This window comes from uncultured Jatrophihabitans sp., assembly GCF_964244045.1.
Taxonomy (GTDB): domain Bacteria; phylum Actinomycetota; class Actinomycetes; order Mycobacteriales; family Jatrophihabitantaceae; genus Jatrophihabitans.
In genome coordinates this window covers 14,096-30,962 of record NZ_CAXTHK010000027.1, presented here as the reverse complement: position 1 = coordinate 30,962, position 16,867 = coordinate 14,096, and the positions used below count along the sequence as shown (strand labels likewise).

The window sequence follows — 16,867 nt, the reverse complement described above, 5'->3', positions numbered from 1 at the left end:
CGACCCCGTGGGAAGCGACTTCGTTCTGGTCCTCGTCGTGGTCGTTGCGCTTGCGTTCGACTTCACGAACGGTTTTCACGACACCGCCAATGCGATGGCCACGTCCATCGCCACCGGCGCACTCAAGCCGCGCATCGCGGTGGCGCTGTCCGGCGTTCTCAACCTGGTCGGCGCGTTCCTTTCGCTGAGTGTCGCAGCCACCATTGCCAGCGGGCTGGTCGACGTCACAGGCAAGGAACTCGCCGCACACCTGGAACTCGTGGTCTTCGCCGGACTGTGCGGGGGCATCATCTGGAACCTGTTGACCTGGTTCCTCGGCATTCCGTCCAGTTCGTCGCACGCACTGATCGGCGGTGTGCTCGGGTCGGCGCTGGCCGCCGCAGGGTCCAAGGCGGTGCAGTGGCACGACGTGTTCGAGAAGGTGATCATCCCGGCCGGGTTGTCCCCGATCATCGCCGTGTTCGTGGCCACCGTCGGTACCTACCTCATCTATCGCATCACCCGCGGCGTACCGGAGGGCACTCGCACCAAGGGTTTCCGCATCGGGCAGATCGGGTCGGCGTCGATGGTCTCCTTGGCGCACGGCACCAACGATGCGCAGAAGACGATGGGCATCATCACGCTGGCCCTGATCGCCCACGGCACGCTCAAGTCCGGCGCTGAGGCGCCGTTCTGGGTGATCCTGTCGTGCGCGCTGGCCATCAGCATCGGGACCTACAGCGGCGGTTGGCGAGTCATCCGCACGCTGGGCAAGGGGCTGGTCGAGATCGAGGCCCCGCAGGGCATGGCCGCCGAGTCCTCGTCGGCCGCGGTCATCCTGCTCTCCAGCCACTTCGGTTACTCGCTGTCCACGACGCACGTCTCCACCGGTTCGATCCTGGGCACCGGGATCGGCAAGAAGGGTGCCGAGGTCCGCTGGTCCGTCGCCGGCCGGATGGCCACGGCGTGGCTGGTCACGCTCCCCGCGGCCGGCGTCGTGGGCGCCCTGAGCTACTGGCTCGCCAACGGCATCGGCGGCGATGCCGGAGTCCTCGTGGTCTTCGCCCTGCTCGTCGCTGTGGCCGGGCTGATCTTCTTCCGCTCGCGCACCAACAAGGTCAGCCACGACAACGTCAACGACGAGTGGACGGGGTCCAAGCCCGCGGCTGCGGACCGGGAGGAGGTGTCGGCATGAGCGACGCTTGCGCAGCGAACGAGAGTCATCGCACGAGCCGTCAGGCGAGTATCGGAGTGAGGACGGGCCCGAGCGCAGCGAGTGGCCCAGAGGAGCTTCGATGAACAGCTGGATCGACCTGCACGCGTTGTGGAAGATCGTGGTTGTCGGGTTGATCTGCGGCGCCGGCCTGCCCGCGGTCTTCGCGTTCGGGCTGAAGGCGCTCGACCTGGGCCAGCACGACGGGGACTCCGGCGGCACGGCGACCGCTACCCGGAATCCGGTCGGCATTGCGCTTGCCGCGGTGTGCTTCGCCGTCGTGCTCGTCGCCATCGGTTGGGGCATCTACCTCATCGTCGACGGCACCTGAGTCAGGAGTACTACATGCCGCTTCCGCCGTTGTTGACCTCGATCGTCAGCTGGCTGCGTGCCGGGTACCCCGAAGGGGTTCCCCAGCACGACTACCTGCCGCTGTTCGCGCTGCTGGCCAGTCAGCTCACCGACATCGAGGTCAAGGAGATCGCCGAGGAACTGGTGAACGGCACCGACCCGGCCTCGCAGCACGCCATCCGCGACGCGATCGAGATGACCACGCACGCCGAGCCGAGTGATGCCGACGTCGCCCGCGTCCGGGCCCATCTCGCTGCCGGTGGTTGGCCGCTCGCCCACCCGAGCGCGGGCTGATGCGGGAGGAAGTGCGCGCACACGTAGCCGACCTGCAGATCGACGGTCACCGCCTGGGCGCCGACCACGACGACGACCCGGAGCTGCTCGACGCAGACGGCGTCCCGGTCGACACCTGGCGGGAGAACTACCCCTACGACGAGCGCCTGGACCGAGAAACCTACGACGACCAGAAGTACCTGCTGCAGGTCGAGCTGTTGAAGTTCCAGAACTGGGCCACCGAGACGGGCGGGCGGCACGTCGTGCTGTTCGAGGGCCGTGACGCCGCCGGCAAGGGCGGCACCATCAAGCGGTTCATGGAGCATCTGAATCCCCGCTATGCGCGGGTGGTGGCGCTGAACAAGCCCACTGACCGCGAGGCGCGCCAGTGGTACTTCCAGCGCTACGTGCAGCACCTGCCGACCGCCGGCGAGACGGTCCTGTTCGATCGCAGCTGGTACAACCGCGCCGGCGTGGAACGCGTCATGGGCTTCGCCACCGACGCCGAGTACGAGCAGTTCGTGCGGCAGGCCCCGCTGTTCGAGCAGATGCTGGTCGAGAGCGGGATCCACCTCACCAAGTTCTGGTTCTCGGTCACCAAATCCGAACAGCGCACCCGGTTCATCATCCGTCAGGTCGACCCGGTGCGGCAGTGGAAGCTGTCGCCCATCGACCTGGAGTCGTTGGACAAGTGGGACGCCTACACCGCGGCCAAGGAGCAGATGTTCCGCCGCACCGACACCGACCTTGCGCCGTGGACGACGATCAAGTCCAACGACAAGAAGCGGGCCCGCCTGAACGCCATGCGCTACTTCCTCGCCCAGTTCGAGTACGAGGGCAAGAATCACGAGATCGTTGTCCCGCCCGACGCACTGCTGGTCCAACGCGGGATCGTCGCCGTCGGCGACTAGAGGCGTACCGACGCCGTCGTGATCGTCACACCTGTGCGGACGTGCGGGGGCCGATCTGTTCACCTTCGTCTCGTACTGTCCGCTGCATGCCAGACAACCCCGTGCCGGACGAGGGCGAGCGAGCAGCCAAACTGGACGCCGCGATCGCCGAGTCGCAACGCCTGGAACGCGAGGAGCGCGACGCCGACCTCGCTCGCCAGGTCAAGATCGATCAAGCACTCAGCGAGGCCCTGGCGAAGCGTCCCAAGGACTGACCGAGCGTCGTTCGACCGCCGATTAGGGTGAGTGGCGTGTACGCGGCGCTCATGCGGATCGTCAGCCGCCGGTCCGTCAGCCGCTGGCTCGACGCCGAACTCGCCCACCACCTCGGTTTCCTGCTCCTTCGCCTCGCCCTCGCCGCCCCACCACTGCGAGCAATGGTCAGCTGGCGCTGCGCACCACCGCCTGATGCTGAGGTCAAGGTGCTCGGCCTGCGTCTCCCCGGACCGCTCGGTGTCGCTGCCGGTTTCGACAAGAACGCCCGCGGCGTCCTGGCCCTCACCGTGCTCGGCTTCGGCTTCGTCGAGATCGGCACGGTGACCGCACGGGCGCAACCCGGCAACCCGAAGCCACGACTGTCCCGGCTGCCCGCCGACCGGGCGATCGTCAACCGTATGGGATTCAACAACGACGGCGCCGACGTGGTCGCGGCTCGGTTGGCGGCGTTGCGCCGCACCGCGACCGGCCGCCGCGCTGTGATCGGGGTGAACATCGGCCGCTCGAAGCTTGCCACGCCCGATGAAGTCGTTGCCGACTACAGCCACAGCGCCCGCGCCCTCGTGCCACACGCCGACTACCTCGCTGTCAACATCAGCTCGCCGAACACACCGGGGTTGCGCGACCTGCACGCCGTCGACGTACTGCGGCCGCTGCTCGCCGCCCTGCGCGCCATCTGCGACGACGTGCCTGGGCGCGGTCGGGTGCCGCTCCTGGTGAAGGTGAGCCCGGATGCCGCCGACGCCGATCTGCTGGCGGTCGCCGACCTGGCGCTCGAGCTGGGCGTCGACGGCATGATTGCCACCAACACCACAGTCGGGCGTGCCGGGTTGGTGTCACCGGCGACGCAGGTCGAGGCGGCGGGCGGCGGAGGGCTGTCCGGCCCGGTGCTCGCCGAGCGGGCGGAGGCCGTGCTGCGCCTCTTGCGTGCGCGCGTCGGCGACCGGCTCGTGCTGATCGGCGTGGGCGGGATCGACACCCCGGCCGCGGCCCGCGCCCGGCTCGACGCCGGCGCCGACCTCGTGCAGTCCTACACGGGCTTCGTCTGGGGCGGGCCGGCCTGGCCGGCGCGGGTCACCCGCACGCTGACCCGCCGCGTCTGAGGCAACCCGTCAGCGTTGCACACGACGAGTCGGTTACTGCGGCGACACGCCCCAGGAGTGTCGCTAGTGTGACGTGGTCACTCGGGCCCCAAGGCTTCACAACAGCTTTACTTTCGACTACCGTCGGCTCCGGGGAAACGACACGCAGCGGGGGACACGCCAGCGATCGCCCACCAGAGGACCTCCACATGACCCACCTCCTGGCCGCCACTGTGCGCTCGTCAAGGACTGTGCGCTTGTCGAAGACTGTGCGCCTGTCAGAGACTGTGCACCTGCTCAGCCCCGCCGCCCTGCGACGTCGCAGCGGCTCACTCGTTGCGGTCATCGCCCTCACGGCCGGACTGGCGGTGTTCGCCGCCCCGAGCGCCGGAGCCGTCACGACGGCCCCCGTCACCGCACACAACCCGTCGGGCGGGCTCAGCGCCAAGGTCGCCACCGCCACCGGGCTGACATTGCGCGGCTGGGCCGTGGACCCCGACAACCCGACCAACAACGCTACGGCGTTCGCGCTGGTCGACGGCGTCACCCGCGCCGTACAGGCAACCTCGGTCCCGTTCACCCGGATCACCAAGACGTACAGCGCCGGTCCTACCCCGGGCTTCGTCATGGCCGTGCCCGTCCCGGCCGGCAACCACACCGTCTGCGTCGGCGTGCAGAACTCCGGGCTCGGCAGCAACGTGGTCTTCACCTGCCTGGCCACCCCGCTGGGTCGACGGGCGAGTACGTCCGAGGTCGCCGCCCACAGCCCGACCGGTGTCGTGAGCCGGGCAACGACCACCGCAACGTCCCTGCAGGTCACGGGCTTCGCCACCGACCAGGACTTCCGCAGCAAGCACCTGTCCGTCGTCCTGTACGTCGACGGCCGGCCGGCGGTCACGGTCACGACGACACGCACGACCAGCGGCGCTCCGGCAGGGAGCGGCAGCAACGCCAACTACGTCGCCAGCACCCCGGTGTCGACGGGCACCCACCAGGCGTGCGTCTGGGCCGTCAACGTCGGCTGGGGCAGCAATGCCTTCCTGGGTTGCACGGCCCTCGACACGCGGGCCGGCCAGGCGGTCGCAGCAGGGGCGCCCGCGGTCAGCGTGCTGCCCCTGGTGCTTGCCGAGGCCAGGAAGCACATCGGCCAGCGCTACGTGTGGGGCGCCACCGGGCCCAAGACCTTCGACTGCTCCGGCCTGGTCATGTACAGCTACATGAAGGCCGGCTTCGTGACGCCGCGCATCTCGGAGGACCAATCGCAGGCGGCCCGGCTCATCCCCGCGTCGCACGCCCAGCCCGGGGACCTGGTGTTCTTCCACGACACCCAGGGCGACGTCTACCACGTGGCCATCTACGTCAGTCCCGGGCTGACCGTCGCAGCGATCGACGAGTCCTCGGGTGTGAACTACCAACGCATCTGGGACCCGACCACCGTCACGTACGGCTCGTTCACCCATCTCTGACTGAGGTTGCGAACTGCGCGCGCAGCGCCGGCTTGGTGACCTTGCCGCTGGCGTTGCGCGGCAGCGCGTCGACCACGTGCAGAACGGTCGGCAACTTGTAGCGGGCCAACCGGTCGGTGGCCCACGTGCGCAGCTCGCCGACGCTCAGTGTGGCGCCGTCGCGCAGTACGGCCACCGCCACCACCGTTTCACCCCAGCGCTCGTCGGGGGCGCCGACGACGCAGAGTTCGACGATGTCCGGATGCGCTGCGAGGGCGTTCTCGACCTCCGCGCAGTACACGTTCTCGCCACCGGTGATGATCATGTCCTTCTTCCGGTCGACGACATACAGAAAGCCTTCGTCGTCGGCACGGACCAGGTCGCCGGAGTGGAACCAACCGCCTGTCATCGCCTCAGCGGTCGCCTCCGGCCGGTTCCAGTAACCGGCCATCGTGCCCGGCCCGCGGTAGACGATCTCGCCGACCTCGCCGGGCGGTACGTCGACCATGTCGTCGTCGACGATGCGCACCGACACCGTGCTGACCGGCTTGCCCACCGAGCCGATCTTGCGTAGCGCGTCCTTGCCGTCCAGGGCGCAGGTCACCGGCGACATCTCCGTCTGCCCGAAGACGGCCACGTTCGTGACGTGCGGAAAGACCTCGGCCATGCGTTGCAGCAGGCTGGTCGTCGCCGGCGCGGCGCCCCAGCAGGTGGTCTTGAGGGCGGACAGATCGCGCTGGGGCAGCGTGGGTTCGGCGCAGATCACCTGCCACTGGGCAGGGACGAGGAACGCACTCGTGACCCGCTCCTGCTCGAGCACATCCAGGGTGTCAGCGGCGTTGAAGTTCCCGCTGGGCATCAGCACCGTGGTGCCGCCGATCAGCGTCATCGGCGCCAGCCCGCCGATGGAGGCGATGTGGAACAGCGGCGACGCGCACAGGGTCACCTCGTCGTCGTCGAACAGCCGCCAGTTGCGGATCAACGTCAGAGCCTGGCACTGCAGGTTCTGGTGTGAGAGCACCGCACCCTTCGGGGTGCCGGTTGTGCCGGAGGTGTACATGATCAACGCCGGGCTGTCCTCGGGCACATCGACGAGCGGCGGCTCGGCTCCGGTGGTCGCCAGCTCGATGAGCGGCCGGGCGCCGACAACCTCCCCGACGGCGTAGAGCAGCGGCGGTTGATCGAGCGCAGCCAGCGCGCGGACCGCGGCCGGGCCGCCGACCTCGTCGACCGCGAGCAGCGTGGCACCAGAATCGGCGAGGATGAAGCCGATCTCGTCCGGCGTCAGCCGGAAGTTCACCGGCACCACGATGGCGCCCAGGCTGGTGGCGGCGAACAGCAGGTCCACGAACTCCGGCCGGTTGGCCATCAGTACCGCCACCCGATCACCGAAGCCGATGCCCTGCGCGGCCAGCCCGGCCGCGAGCGCCTGCGCGCGCTGCCGCTGCTGGGCCCACGTCGTGCTCTCGCCCCGGTAGCGCAGCAGCACCGCGTCCGGCTTCTCGTGGGCGTGCCGGGCCAGGTGGTTGTTCCAGTGGTTGCGCCGTAGTGCCGTCAGTGCTGCCAGGGCCGCCAATTCCGTCGGTGCGCTCATCCGACGTTCCTACCGCCCGTGTCTATCCAGGTCGTGAGGCGCACGATCGCCGGCGCCGGGGGAGTGGACGCGAACCCGAAGCGCACGCTGGGTTCGACGCGGCGCACGTCGCCGAGATCGACGCCGTCGAGGGTGGCCTGAACCTGCGTGATGTGGTGCTCGTCGAGCGCGCAGTACCACTCGCGCCGCCCCTGACCGGTGGTGCCGGCGGTGCGAACGCCGCGCCGGGCGAACCGCGCGAACGGGTCGACGGCCTGCGCCCACCAGCGTGCCCGAGCGAGCCGGCGGGGCACGGTCGAGAGCAGCCGCCCGACCCCGGTGCGGCCGCCGACCAGGAAGCGCAGCGTCAGGGACTCCGAGTCGATGATGCGGGCGCCGCCGTCGACGTAGCAGCCGACGGCTTGGATACGCACCTCGTCGAAGTGATACGTCGCGGCGATGAACTCGCCGGCGTCGCGGGTGGGGGCGAGCAGGATGCGCCGGCCGTCCGGCCGCTCGATCATGACGTCGGCGATCGGTCCGAACGGGCTGAGCGGCCACATGCCGATCACCAACCGGACGCCCGAGGACGTACCCACCCCGGCGATCGACCCGTCGAAACGCAGCACGAGAAAGATGCTGCCCGTTTCACTTTCGTTCCACCGCCGGTTGCCGTGTGTCCGCGTTGTTTCCGATGTGCACGACGTCCCGTCGACACCGTCGATCCGGTGCACTCACCACATTGCCCGACGATCAAGCGCGACGGCAGGCTCTACCTCTCGGCAAGGGGGAGCACGTATGGACGACGCTGTGGGCGATGCTGTAAACGACGCTGTAAACGATGTTGTAAACGACGCTGTAAACGACGTTGTACCGGTCATCGACATCGGCGGTCTGAGCTCCGACGACCCGGACAAGCGGGCTGCGGTCGCCGACGCGATCGGGGCGTCGTGCCGCGAGATCGGGTTCTTCCAGATCACCGGGCACGGCATCGACCCGCAGCTCATCGACGCGATGTACTCGGTCTCGCGCGCGTTCTTCGACCAGGACATGCCGGCCAAACGGGCGGTCGCCCAACCGAATCCCGAAACGATCCGCGGGTACTGCGCAGTCGGTGAGCAGTCCTTCGCCTACAGCGATGACCTCGCCACCCCGCCCGACCTGCACGAGAAGTTCGACGTGGGCCCGGTGGACTTCCCGACGGACGACCCGTACTACGCCCCCGAGCAGGCCGGGGCGCACTTCCTGCCCAATCAATGGCCGGCAACGCCGCCGGACATGGCCGAGATCTGGACGGCCTATTTTCATGCGATGAATGACCTCTGCCAGCGGCTGATGTCGGCGTTTGCCACGGCGTTGTCCCTGCCGGCCGACTTCTTCGCCGACAAGATCGACAAGGACATCAGCATGCTGCGGGCGATCAACTACCCGCACAGCGACGTGCCGCCGTTGCCCGGTCAGATGCGCGCCGGCGCGCACAGCGACTACGGCAGCCTGACCATCGTGCGCCAGGAGGAGGCGCCCGGCGGTCTGCAGGTGTTCACCAAGGACGGCGACTGGGTCCGCGTCCCGGTCGTCCCAGGCGCCCTGGTCGTGAATCTCGGTGACCTGATGGCGCAGTGGACGAACGACGCCTGGACGTCCACCCGGCACCGGGTGGCGAACCCGCCGGCCGGCACCGGTGACAACCGTCGCATGTCGCTGGTCTTCTTCCACCAGCCCAACTACGACGCACTCATCGAGTGCATCCCCACCTGCCTGGCCCCGGGTGAGCAACCGCGCTACGCCCCGGTGACCTCGGGCGACCACCTCGTCAGCAAGTTCGCCAAGACCCACAGCGGGGCAACGACCGGGCTGGCCTCGGTGGTCGCCGGTGGCTAGCCCCTCCTCGGGCCCCCCGTCCAGCTTCACCGTTGAGTTGCGCCGAAGCGGTCGCAGCGTCGACGTGCGGGCAGACCAGAGCATCCTCGACGCCGTGCGCGAGATCGTGGATGTCGACTTCTTCTGTCGCAAGGGCGAGTGCGGTACCTGCGTGTCGCACGTCCTCGAGGGTCTGCCCCTTCACCTCGACACGGTCCTCAGCGATCGGGCCCGACAGGCCAATCGACGGATCGCGATCTGCGTGAGCCGATCGCAGACCGCCGTTCTGGCGCTCGACCTGTGAGCGAGGGGACAGCTAGCCGCAGGGACGTAGCGGCGCTGCAGGTCGAGCACCTGGGTGTGGCGTTCCCCGGCGTGCGCGCGTTGCACGACGTGAGCCTGACCGTGCGGGCGGGCGAGGTGCACGCCCTGCTCGGTGAGAACGGTGCTGGCAAATCCACCCTCATCAAGGTGGTCACCGGGGCCCAGAAGCCGCACCAGGGCACGGTGCGCGTCGCCGGCCGCGAGCTTCGGCCGTACACACCTCGCGCGGCGCAGAAGCTCGGGGTGCGCGTGGTGCACCAGGAACGGCAGATCGCGCCCGACCTGTCGGTCGCGCACAACGTGCTTCTGGACGACGTCTCCGCCGGTCGCCTCGGGCTCGTGACCGCGCGCAACGTCGCCCGGCGGGCCCAGCGCGAGCTGGACGAACTCGGGCTCGACCTCGACGCCCGGACCATTGCAGGTGACCTCACCGCGGCCCAGCAGCAGCTGGTCGAACTGGCCCGGGCCGTGCACCGGCAGGCGGCGCTGGTCGTCATGGACGAGCCGACGGCCTCGCTGCGGCGCAGCGAGGTCGAGGTGCTCTTCGGCGTCGTCCGCGGTCTGCGCCGCTCGGGGACTGCGGTGCTCTACATCTCGCATCACCTGAACGAGGTGTTCGAGGTCGCCGACGTCGCCACCGTGCTGCGTAACGGCGAGAAGGTCGCCGATTTCCAGGTGGCCGACACCACCACCGGTGAGCTGGTCGGTGCGATGTTCGACCGCGATGTGTCGCACGTGCGGCTGCCGCGGGCCGAACGTGACAGAAGCACGGTCGCGCTCGCCGGCCGGGGGGTCAGCAGCCCACCCGTGCTGCTGCCCGTTGACGTCGATGTCCGGGCCGGCGAGATCCTGGTCCTCTGCGGCGCGGCCGGTTCCGGGACGTCGGAGCTGGCCGAGGTGCTGTCCGGGGCCAGCTCCTCGCCGACGGGGGTGGTCTCGATGAGCGGCGGGAAGCTCTCCGGACGTACACGGGCCGCGGCCCGGGGCATCGGTTTCGTGCCCGCCGATCGCAAGGCTGCGGGTCTGCTGCTCGAGCGTCCCATCGTGGAAAACCTGTTGATTTCACGCCGGGGCTGGCGTGGCTGGTTGTACTGGCCGAGCGCGGCCGTCGCGCTGGCCCGGCGAGCATTGGTTCGGGGCCAGGTGAAGGCCGGTGATCCGCGGCGGGCCGTCTCGACGCTGAGCGGCGGGAACCAGCAGCGCGTCATCTTCGCGCGGTGGTTGCTCGCCGAAAGCACCGTCCTCGTCCTCGATCAACCGACCGCGGGAGTCGACATCGCCGCCAAGTTCGAGATCTATCAACAGCTGCTCGATCTCACCGCCGAGGGGCTGGCCGTCGCCATGGTGTCCAGCGACTACGAGGAGATCTCCTGCCTCGCCGATCGCGTGATCGTTATGCGGGACGGCGTGGTGGTCGCCGAACTCGACGGGGACGCGGCGACCCCCGAGCGGCTCTACCAACTCGAGATGGGCGACGAGGTACCCGCATGAGCATGGAGTTGACCAAGAAGCAGACCGAGACCCCGCCGGAACGCGCCCCGCGCCCGACCGCGCGCCGACAGTCGCCCACCACGACGTTCTTCCGCACCGCGATCCCGCTGGTCCTCGCCATCGTCGCGCTGACCCTGTACTCGAACTCGCGCAACTCGGCATTCCTCACCACGACCAACTTCGACAACATCCTGTCGCAGATCGCGGTGCTCGGAATCCTGGCGGCCGGCCAGACGTTCCTGATCATCGGCGGGCAGCTCGACCTGTCCGTCGGCAGCATGGTCTCGTTCGTCGCCGTCGTTGCGGCCAAGCTGTTCGGCGCCTCGTGGAGCACCCCCGAGGTGGTGGTGATCTGCCTGGGTCTCGGTACCGGGGTCGGCCTGGTGTTCGGCGTGATCGTCGCATTCCTGCGGGTGCCGCCGTTCATCCTCACCCTCGGCGGTCTGAGCGTGTTCGCGTCGCTCGCGCTCGTGCTGTCGAACAACAGCCCGGTCAGCGTGGCGAGCGGGCTCGAGACGCTGGGCTTCGGACAGTTCCTCGGCCTTCGTGCGCCGGCGGTCACCCTCATCGTCGTGCTGATCGTCATGGGTCTGCTGCTGCACTTCACCCGGTTCGGCCGCAACGTCTACGCGCTCGGCTCGTCACCCCAGGCCTCGTTCCTGGCCGGGCTGCCGACGAAACGGTTGACGGTGGAGCTGTTCGCGCTGAACGGCCTGCTGACCGGGCTGGCCGGACTGGTCATGATGGCTCGGCTCGCCTCCGGTGACCCGAACTCCGGGCAGGGCCTCGAGCTGTCGACCATCGCCGTCACCGTGCTCGGCGGCGCGGCGCTGGCCGGCGGTCGCGGCACCATGATCGGCACGTTCCTCGGGGCGATGGTGTTCGGCACGGTCAACGCGTCGCTGACCTTCCTGCAGGTTGCCGGCGCTTACCAGAGTCTCGTCTCCGGCGGCATCCTGATCTTTGCCGTGGTCGCGACGGCTGCTGCCGACCTGCGCTCGGCCCAGGTGCGCACCCGGGCGGGCTTCGCAGCGGCCCTGCGCTCGCAGGTTTCCAGGTTCGTCTCCCGCCGGCCGCCCGCCGAGGCGCAACCCGCCCCACCAGGCGGCAGCGGCCCCTGACCTTCGCCTGCACCCGCCAGCTCTCCAGCGGACCCCATCGACGCGGTCCGTGCTCCGGCTATTCCAACACCATCACAGGAGTACAGATGTCGCGTCCCACCCCGTACGGTTCCGCCATCCCGACCGGCCCCGTTCCCCTTCCCGACCTCGCCCGGCGTGACTTCCTGCGCGGCACGCTCTCGCTGGCCGGCCTCTTCGCCGCCGGCGGCGTCGTCGCGGCCTGCAGCAGCAGTAGCAGCAGCAGCGGCAGCTCGAAGACGGCCGCAGGCTCCGGCGGCAGCAGCAGTGCGTCCATCGGTTCCGGCAAGACCGTCGGCATCTCGCTGAACGGCATCAACGCCTACTCCGGTTACGTTGCCGAGGGCGTCCTCAAGGCGCTCGAGGGCACCTCCTACAAGGTCGTCGGTGTGCAGAACAACTTCGACAGCAAGAACGAGCTCAGCAACGTGCAGAACCTGCTGACGCAGGGCATCAAGGGACTCATCGTCCTGCCGGCCGACGCCAACGCGATCGGCAAGGCAGCGCAGCTGTGCAGCCAGCAGAACGTCGCGGTCGGCAACGCACTCTGGCCGGGCAAGTCCTCAGCCGACAAGTACTACACCGGTGTCGCCAACCTCGACTCGGTGGAGGGTGGCCGCCTGATCGGCGAGTACCTGAAGAAGAACGCCAAGCCGGGCAAGGTCATCGTGGTGCAGGGCATCCTCGGCCAGGGTTTCTCCGAGAAGATCGACCAAGGCCTGAACGCCTCGTTGTCGGGCAGCGGCTTCACCGTCGCCGTGCGCCAACAGGGCTTCTTCGACCGCAGCAAGGCGACCACCATCGTCGAGTCGGGGCTGCAGGCCCACTCCGACACCACGGCCATCGTCGCCTATTCGGCGTCGATGAGTGACGGCATTGCCTCCTACCTGAAGTCGAAGAAGATCACCAACATCACGCACGTCTCGAGCGACGGTGACGACGAGATGTTCACCTGGCTGGGGACGCCCTACCTTGCCGCCGACCGGTTCTACTCCGACGCCCAGACCGGCCTGGTCGTGGCCAAGGCGGTGCGGGCCAAGCTCGAGGGTGGCTCACCGATCTTCGACAACCCCATCTCGCAGGCCATGATCGTCAAGAGCACGGCACAGGCCGAGATCACCAAGAACCCTTACCGCTACAAGGAGTTCGCCGGCAAGGTGAAGTTCTGAGCACGCATGCAGTGCACGAGTCCGCCGCGGTGACGCTGTCGTTCGTCAGCGTCTTCGCCGACCGCCTCGAGCTCGCCGACTACTACCAGGCCGTGTTCGACCTGGCCGAGGTGGAATCACTGCGCTCGCCGCATTTCCGCGGGCTGTACCTTGGGGACACGGTGCTCGGCTTCAGCGCGGCCGCGACCGCGTACGAGCTGCTCGAACTGCCCCGTCCGCTCGGTGCAGATTCCGGCGTTCGCTCGTTCGTCACCTTCGAGGTATCCGAGGAGCCGTTGGTCCAGGTGCGCCTCGAGCGCGCCCTCGCGGGTGGCGGCACCCAGGTCCAGGCGCCGCACCGCACCTACTACGGCGCCTGGCAGGCCGTGGTCCTCGATCCCGAAGGCAACGCGTTCCGGATCAACCACCTGCCCGAGATGCACGGGTGACGTCTCACCGCACATCTCAACGCTGCGGTGGGCGCCGTCCGAACGTCGTCTGCCGCAGGTATTTCTGCCGCAGGTGTTCACCGGCGGTGAGCACCGGGGACTGCGCGATCCAGTCCGGACGGCGAAAGGGCGGCAGGATGTCGACGTGCATGTCGTAGTTCGGCTCCTGGTAGAACGCGAAGGCCAGCCGCGTGCTGTTGCGCGCCCCGCCCGCGGGCGGGTTGGCCACCCGGTGCAAGGTGGCCGGCCATTCGTCCGCCGTCCATTCGGCGAGCAGGTCACCGACCGCCACCAGCAGCCGACCAGGTGTCGTGGTCACCGGCGTCCACTGGCCGACGCGGTCGAGCACCTCCAGGCCGCCAGGTGCGTCTTCACCCGTCAGCACGGTGAATGCGCCGTAATCGGTATGCACGCCGGTGCGCAGCTGGCCGCTGAGCGGCGGTTCGATCTGGGCCGGGTAGTACAGCGCCCGCAACATGCTCACGGAGCGGTCGATCTGGCTGTCGAACCAGTGCACCGGCAGACCCCAACGTGTCGCGCACAGCCGCATCAAGGTGGCGCACACCCGATCCAGGTGCGCGTAGTAGGTCTCCCACACCGCTCGCAGACCGGCCGGTTCGCGCGGCCACAGGTTGGGTGCGAGGTGCGGCCCGGCACGGGCCGGGTCGAAGTAGTAGCCGTCGCGGGTGTCCGCGTCGGAGGCGCGGACGGGCGGGCCGATGTCGAGCTTCTCGCGCAGGTCGGCGGGCGACTCCTCGTCCAGGGAGTAGGCGACGCCCTCGCTGCCCACCGCCGACCAGCCGCGGACCTGATCGGGCGCAGGTTGGGCGACCCGCGACTTGACGCTGTCCGGCAGGGCGAAGAATTGCCGGGTGACTGCGAACAGCTCGGTGAACAGCGCGGGGGGCACGCCGTGCCCGACCACCTCGAACAACCCGAGCCGGCGGCACGCAGCGTCGAGCTCCGCGCCGGCGCCGACAACGCCCTCGTCGGTCGCGGTCGCGGCCAGATCGATCACCGGCAGGTTCTGCACACTGCCCATTGTGCGGTGGCGATCGTGAGCGGCACGCGTACGGCCACCGAGTGCGCGAGGTGAGTGCCGACGTGACACAGGTGGCCGAACACACCGGGCTGTTGCTGCTCGCCGAGCCGGCGGACCCGCAGATCACCGGGGCCTACCTCGTCGAGCCCACCGGCCGGCGGCCGGACGGCGAGGCTGACGAGGACGTGCGCTCCTCCGACCTCGCGGTCCTGGAGTGGGGCGCGGACGACGGAGCCGTCCTCGCCCAGCCGCTCGAACTGGTGCTGGGCCGGCTGCGTCATCTCTACCGGCCAGGCTCCGTCGCAGTGGTCGCCGCCGCGGCCGCCGGCCGGCCGGGACGTTCCGTGGTCGCGGCGGCGGCCGAGGCCCGCGAGGGCCTGCTGTGGGGCGTCGACGGCACGGCTCGCGGGGTGGTGGCCCTGGTGCGTGGCCTCACCCGCAGCGACGGCGGCGACACCCCGGACAGCATCCCGGCCGGTGACGAGCCGCTGGCCCGGTTGCTGCACGGCGACGTCAGCCTGCACCCGCTCGTCGACCGGCTCGCGCAGCTGCTCGACGCCGCTCTGGTGGTGCGCGACGTCGACCGACGCGTCGTCGCGCAGGGCCGACCGGGGCCCAGCGGTGGCGAGGACGAGGACGCCGGTTTCGATGCGCTGGACGCCCTCGACGACGAGGTGGGGCTGGCCGAGCTGCGCCGCACCGGCGGGCTCGTGGGCTCGCTCGCCGTCCACCGCGCCGCGCCGCTCGACGCGGTCGAGCGCCGGCTGCTCGACGCCTCGTCCGGCCTGCTCGCCCTGGCCGTCCTCGTGCACAGCGCGGACCAGACGCGATCGGGTCCGGCCCAGAACCTCCTGACCCTCATGCTCGGCCATGACCTGCAGGCACGCGAGGCCGCCTTCCGTCGCGCCCGACGGCAGCGCCTGTTCACCGCGTTGCGGATGACCGTGGTGGTCGTCGAGCCGTTCGCCCAGCCGCTCAGCCACGCCGGTCTCGGCCGGCTCGCCGACCAGCTGGACCATGCGCTGCGGGCCGCCGACCCGCGCGGGACCATGATCGTGCACGAGGGCGGTCTGGTGTTGCTGATCGATGCCCGCAGCGACCTCGACGTGCTGGTGCGCAGCTTCCGGCGGGTCACGTCCATCCCGCTTGCGGTCGGTGTAGGTCGCACGGTCGACGACGTCCGCAGCCTGCCGGGATCGCACCGCGAAGCGGCGCGGGCAGCGACGATCGCCCGGCGCCTGGGCGTCGCCAACCAGATGACGGCGTACGCCGAGCTGGGCGTTCGGCGCCTGCTGTATCAATTGCCGGAACACGAGCGGCGCGCCTACGTCGAGGAGGTGCTGGGGCCGGTCGCCGGGCCCGACGACGAGGCGGCCGACCTGCGCCATTTCCTGCACGCGCTGCGCGCCACGCACGGCAACCTGGCCGAGACCGCGCGGCTGCTGTTCGTCCATCGCAACACCGTGCGGCAGCGGGTGGTTCGGTTGCAGTCGGTCCTCGGGCCGTTCCTCGACGATCCGGACCTGCGCCTGGCCGTGTTCGTCGCCGTCGAACTGCACCGCCTGGACGAGGAGCCCACCTGATGCCGGCGCAGTTGTGCGGGACGCTGCGGGCCCTCAACATCGGCACCGTGTCGGCCATCGTGCAGGGCGAGCGCCGCATCGTCTCGGCGTACCACAAGCAACCGGTCGACGGGCCGATGCTGCTGTCGATCGACGGCTTGCCGGGCGACGAGCATGTGTACGAACACCACGGCGGCCCGGACAAGGCGGTCTGCGTGTACCCGTTCGAACACTACGAGTACTGGACGCAGCGCCTGGACCTCGACCTGCCGCCCCAGGCTGCGTTCGGCGAGAACTTCACCGTCACCGGGTTGCTCGAGAGCGAGGTGCAACTGGGCGACGAGTTCGAGGTCGGGGAGGCCCACGTCCAGGTGACCCAGCCGCGGGCGCCCTGCTACAAGATCGCTGCCCGGTACGGGCTGCCGAAGATGGCGCTCTACGTGCAGCAGCAGGGCATGACGGGGTTCCACCTGCGTGTCTTGCAACATGGCTTTGTCCGGGCCGGCGACCTGTTGCGCCTGGTGTCACGCGCGAGCCACGGAATCAGCGTGAGCGAGGCCAACCGCATCCTCAACCACGACAAGCACGACGTCGCCGGAGCGCTGCGACTCCTCGACTCCGTCGAGCTGCCCGAGTCCTTGGTCCCCGGGTTGCGCAAGCGGATCGAGCGGCACGGCGAACCCGCCGACCACGCCCGCATGTACGGCGACGATCCGCCCGGGTGAGTGCGAGATCTGGTCGAAACGTCGTCGTAGCAGGATCATCAACAG

At 69.3% G+C, this 16,867-nt stretch carries 18 protein-coding genes; 15 read left to right on the top strand and 3 right to left on the bottom strand.

What is annotated here, in order from left to right; all coding sequences use genetic code 11:
• Window positions 1–7 precede the first annotated feature (7 nt).
• The 7 genes from ACFFC4_RS17325 (at window position 8) to ACFFC4_RS17295 (ending at window position 5,530) form a co-directional block, all read left to right on the top strand.
• Window positions 8–1,174 carry an anion permease gene (locus tag ACFFC4_RS17325; protein ID WP_375503141.1) on the top strand — a complete coding sequence of 389 codons (1,167 nt, stop codon included), beginning with the start codon at window positions 8–10 and terminating at the stop codon, window positions 1,172–1,174.
• A gap of 100 nt (window positions 1,175–1,274) precedes the next feature.
• Window positions 1,275–1,523, top strand: a complete 249-nt coding sequence (locus ACFFC4_RS17320; RefSeq protein WP_375503139.1) for a hypothetical protein — start codon at window positions 1,275–1,277, stop codon at window positions 1,521–1,523.
• Between the two features lie 14 nt (window positions 1,524–1,537).
• Window positions 1,538–1,837, top strand: a complete 300-nt coding sequence (locus tag ACFFC4_RS17315; RefSeq protein ID WP_375503137.1) for a DUF3349 domain-containing protein — start codon at window positions 1,538–1,540, stop codon at window positions 1,835–1,837.
• A complete protein-coding gene (gene ppk2, locus ACFFC4_RS17310; protein WP_375503135.1) occupies window positions 1,837–2,727 on the top strand; it encodes a polyphosphate kinase 2 in 891 nt (296 codons plus the stop codon). The genes ACFFC4_RS17315 and ppk2 overlap by 1 nt, the downstream gene beginning before the upstream one ends.
• Before the next feature lie 86 nt (window positions 2,728–2,813).
• The gene (locus tag ACFFC4_RS17305; protein WP_375503133.1) at window positions 2,814–2,981 is read left to right on the top strand and encodes a hypothetical protein; all 168 of its coding nucleotides are present in this window, start codon (window positions 2,814–2,816) and stop codon (window positions 2,979–2,981) included.
• A 36-nt stretch (window positions 2,982–3,017) separates the two neighbouring features.
• A complete protein-coding gene (locus tag ACFFC4_RS17300; protein ID WP_375503131.1) occupies window positions 3,018–4,085 on the top strand; it encodes a quinone-dependent dihydroorotate dehydrogenase in 1,068 nt (355 codons plus the stop codon).
• Window positions 4,086–4,321: 236 nt separating this feature from the next.
• Window positions 4,322–5,530 carry a C40 family peptidase gene (locus tag ACFFC4_RS17295; protein ID WP_375503129.1) on the top strand — a complete coding sequence of 403 codons (1,209 nt, stop codon included), beginning with the start codon at window positions 4,322–4,324 and terminating at the stop codon, window positions 5,528–5,530.
• Here ACFFC4_RS17295 and ACFFC4_RS17290 read toward each other — a convergent pair.
• Both ACFFC4_RS17290 and ACFFC4_RS17285 read right to left on the bottom strand, forming a co-directional pair.
• Window positions 5,517–7,103 carry a long-chain-fatty-acid--CoA ligase gene (locus ACFFC4_RS17290; protein ID WP_375503127.1) on the bottom strand — a complete coding sequence of 529 codons (1,587 nt, stop codon included), beginning with the start codon at window positions 7,101–7,103 and terminating at the stop codon, window positions 5,517–5,519. The genes ACFFC4_RS17295 and ACFFC4_RS17290 overlap by 14 nt on opposite strands.
• Entirely contained in the window at window positions 7,100–7,711 is a 612-nt protein-coding gene (locus ACFFC4_RS17285; protein WP_375503125.1) for a hypothetical protein, read from the bottom strand. The genes ACFFC4_RS17290 and ACFFC4_RS17285 overlap by 4 nt, the downstream gene beginning before the upstream one ends.
• A 169-nt stretch (window positions 7,712–7,880) precedes the next feature.
• Between ACFFC4_RS17285 and ACFFC4_RS17280 the strand changes: the two genes are divergently transcribed.
• From ACFFC4_RS17280 to ACFFC4_RS17255, 6 genes are all read left to right on the top strand, one after another.
• Complete coding sequence (locus ACFFC4_RS17280; RefSeq protein WP_375503123.1) at window positions 7,881–8,963, top strand: isopenicillin N synthase family dioxygenase; 1,083 nt, start codon at window positions 7,881–7,883, stop codon at window positions 8,961–8,963.
• Window positions 8,956–9,246 carry a 2Fe-2S iron-sulfur cluster-binding protein gene (locus tag ACFFC4_RS17275; RefSeq protein ID WP_375503121.1) on the top strand — a complete coding sequence of 97 codons (291 nt, stop codon included), beginning with the start codon at window positions 8,956–8,958 and terminating at the stop codon, window positions 9,244–9,246. Before ACFFC4_RS17280 ends, ACFFC4_RS17275 begins: the two co-directional genes overlap by 8 nt.
• Window positions 9,243–10,757 (top strand): sugar ABC transporter ATP-binding protein, encoded by a 1,515-nt coding sequence (locus ACFFC4_RS17270; protein ID WP_375503119.1) that lies wholly within the window; start codon window positions 9,243–9,245, stop codon window positions 10,755–10,757. The genes ACFFC4_RS17275 and ACFFC4_RS17270 overlap by 4 nt, the downstream gene beginning before the upstream one ends.
• Window positions 10,754–11,878 (top strand): ABC transporter permease, encoded by a 1,125-nt coding sequence (locus tag ACFFC4_RS17265; RefSeq protein ID WP_375503117.1) that lies wholly within the window; start codon window positions 10,754–10,756, stop codon window positions 11,876–11,878. The genes ACFFC4_RS17270 and ACFFC4_RS17265 overlap by 4 nt, the downstream gene beginning before the upstream one ends.
• An 86-nt stretch (window positions 11,879–11,964) precedes the next feature.
• A complete protein-coding gene (locus ACFFC4_RS17260) occupies window positions 11,965–13,065 on the top strand; it encodes a sugar ABC transporter substrate-binding protein (protein WP_375503115.1) in 1,101 nt (366 codons plus the stop codon).
• Between the two features lie 11 nt (window positions 13,066–13,076).
• Window positions 13,077–13,493: a VOC family protein gene (locus ACFFC4_RS17255; protein WP_375503113.1), complete on the top strand. Its 417-nt coding sequence runs from the start codon at window positions 13,077–13,079 to the stop codon at window positions 13,491–13,493.
• A gap of 16 nt (window positions 13,494–13,509) precedes the next feature.
• Here the strand turns inward: ACFFC4_RS17255 and ACFFC4_RS17250 are convergent, their stop codons facing one another.
• The gene (locus ACFFC4_RS17250) at window positions 13,510–14,535 is read right to left on the bottom strand and encodes an isopenicillin N synthase family dioxygenase (RefSeq protein ID WP_375503111.1); all 1,026 of its coding nucleotides are present in this window, start codon (window positions 14,533–14,535) and stop codon (window positions 13,510–13,512) included.
• Between the two features lie 41 nt (window positions 14,536–14,576).
• On the opposite strand from ACFFC4_RS17250, the gene ACFFC4_RS17245 reads away from it, so the two are divergent.
• Together ACFFC4_RS17245 and ACFFC4_RS17240 are read left to right on the top strand one after the other, a co-directional pair.
• Window positions 14,577–16,118: a PucR family transcriptional regulator gene (locus tag ACFFC4_RS17245; RefSeq protein WP_375503109.1), complete on the top strand. Its 1,542-nt coding sequence runs from the start codon at window positions 14,577–14,579 to the stop codon at window positions 16,116–16,118.
• Window positions 16,118–16,822: an MOSC domain-containing protein gene (locus ACFFC4_RS17240; protein WP_375503107.1), complete on the top strand. Its 705-nt coding sequence runs from the start codon at window positions 16,118–16,120 to the stop codon at window positions 16,820–16,822. Before ACFFC4_RS17245 ends, ACFFC4_RS17240 begins: the two co-directional genes overlap by 1 nt.
• Window positions 16,823–16,867 lie beyond the last annotated feature (45 nt).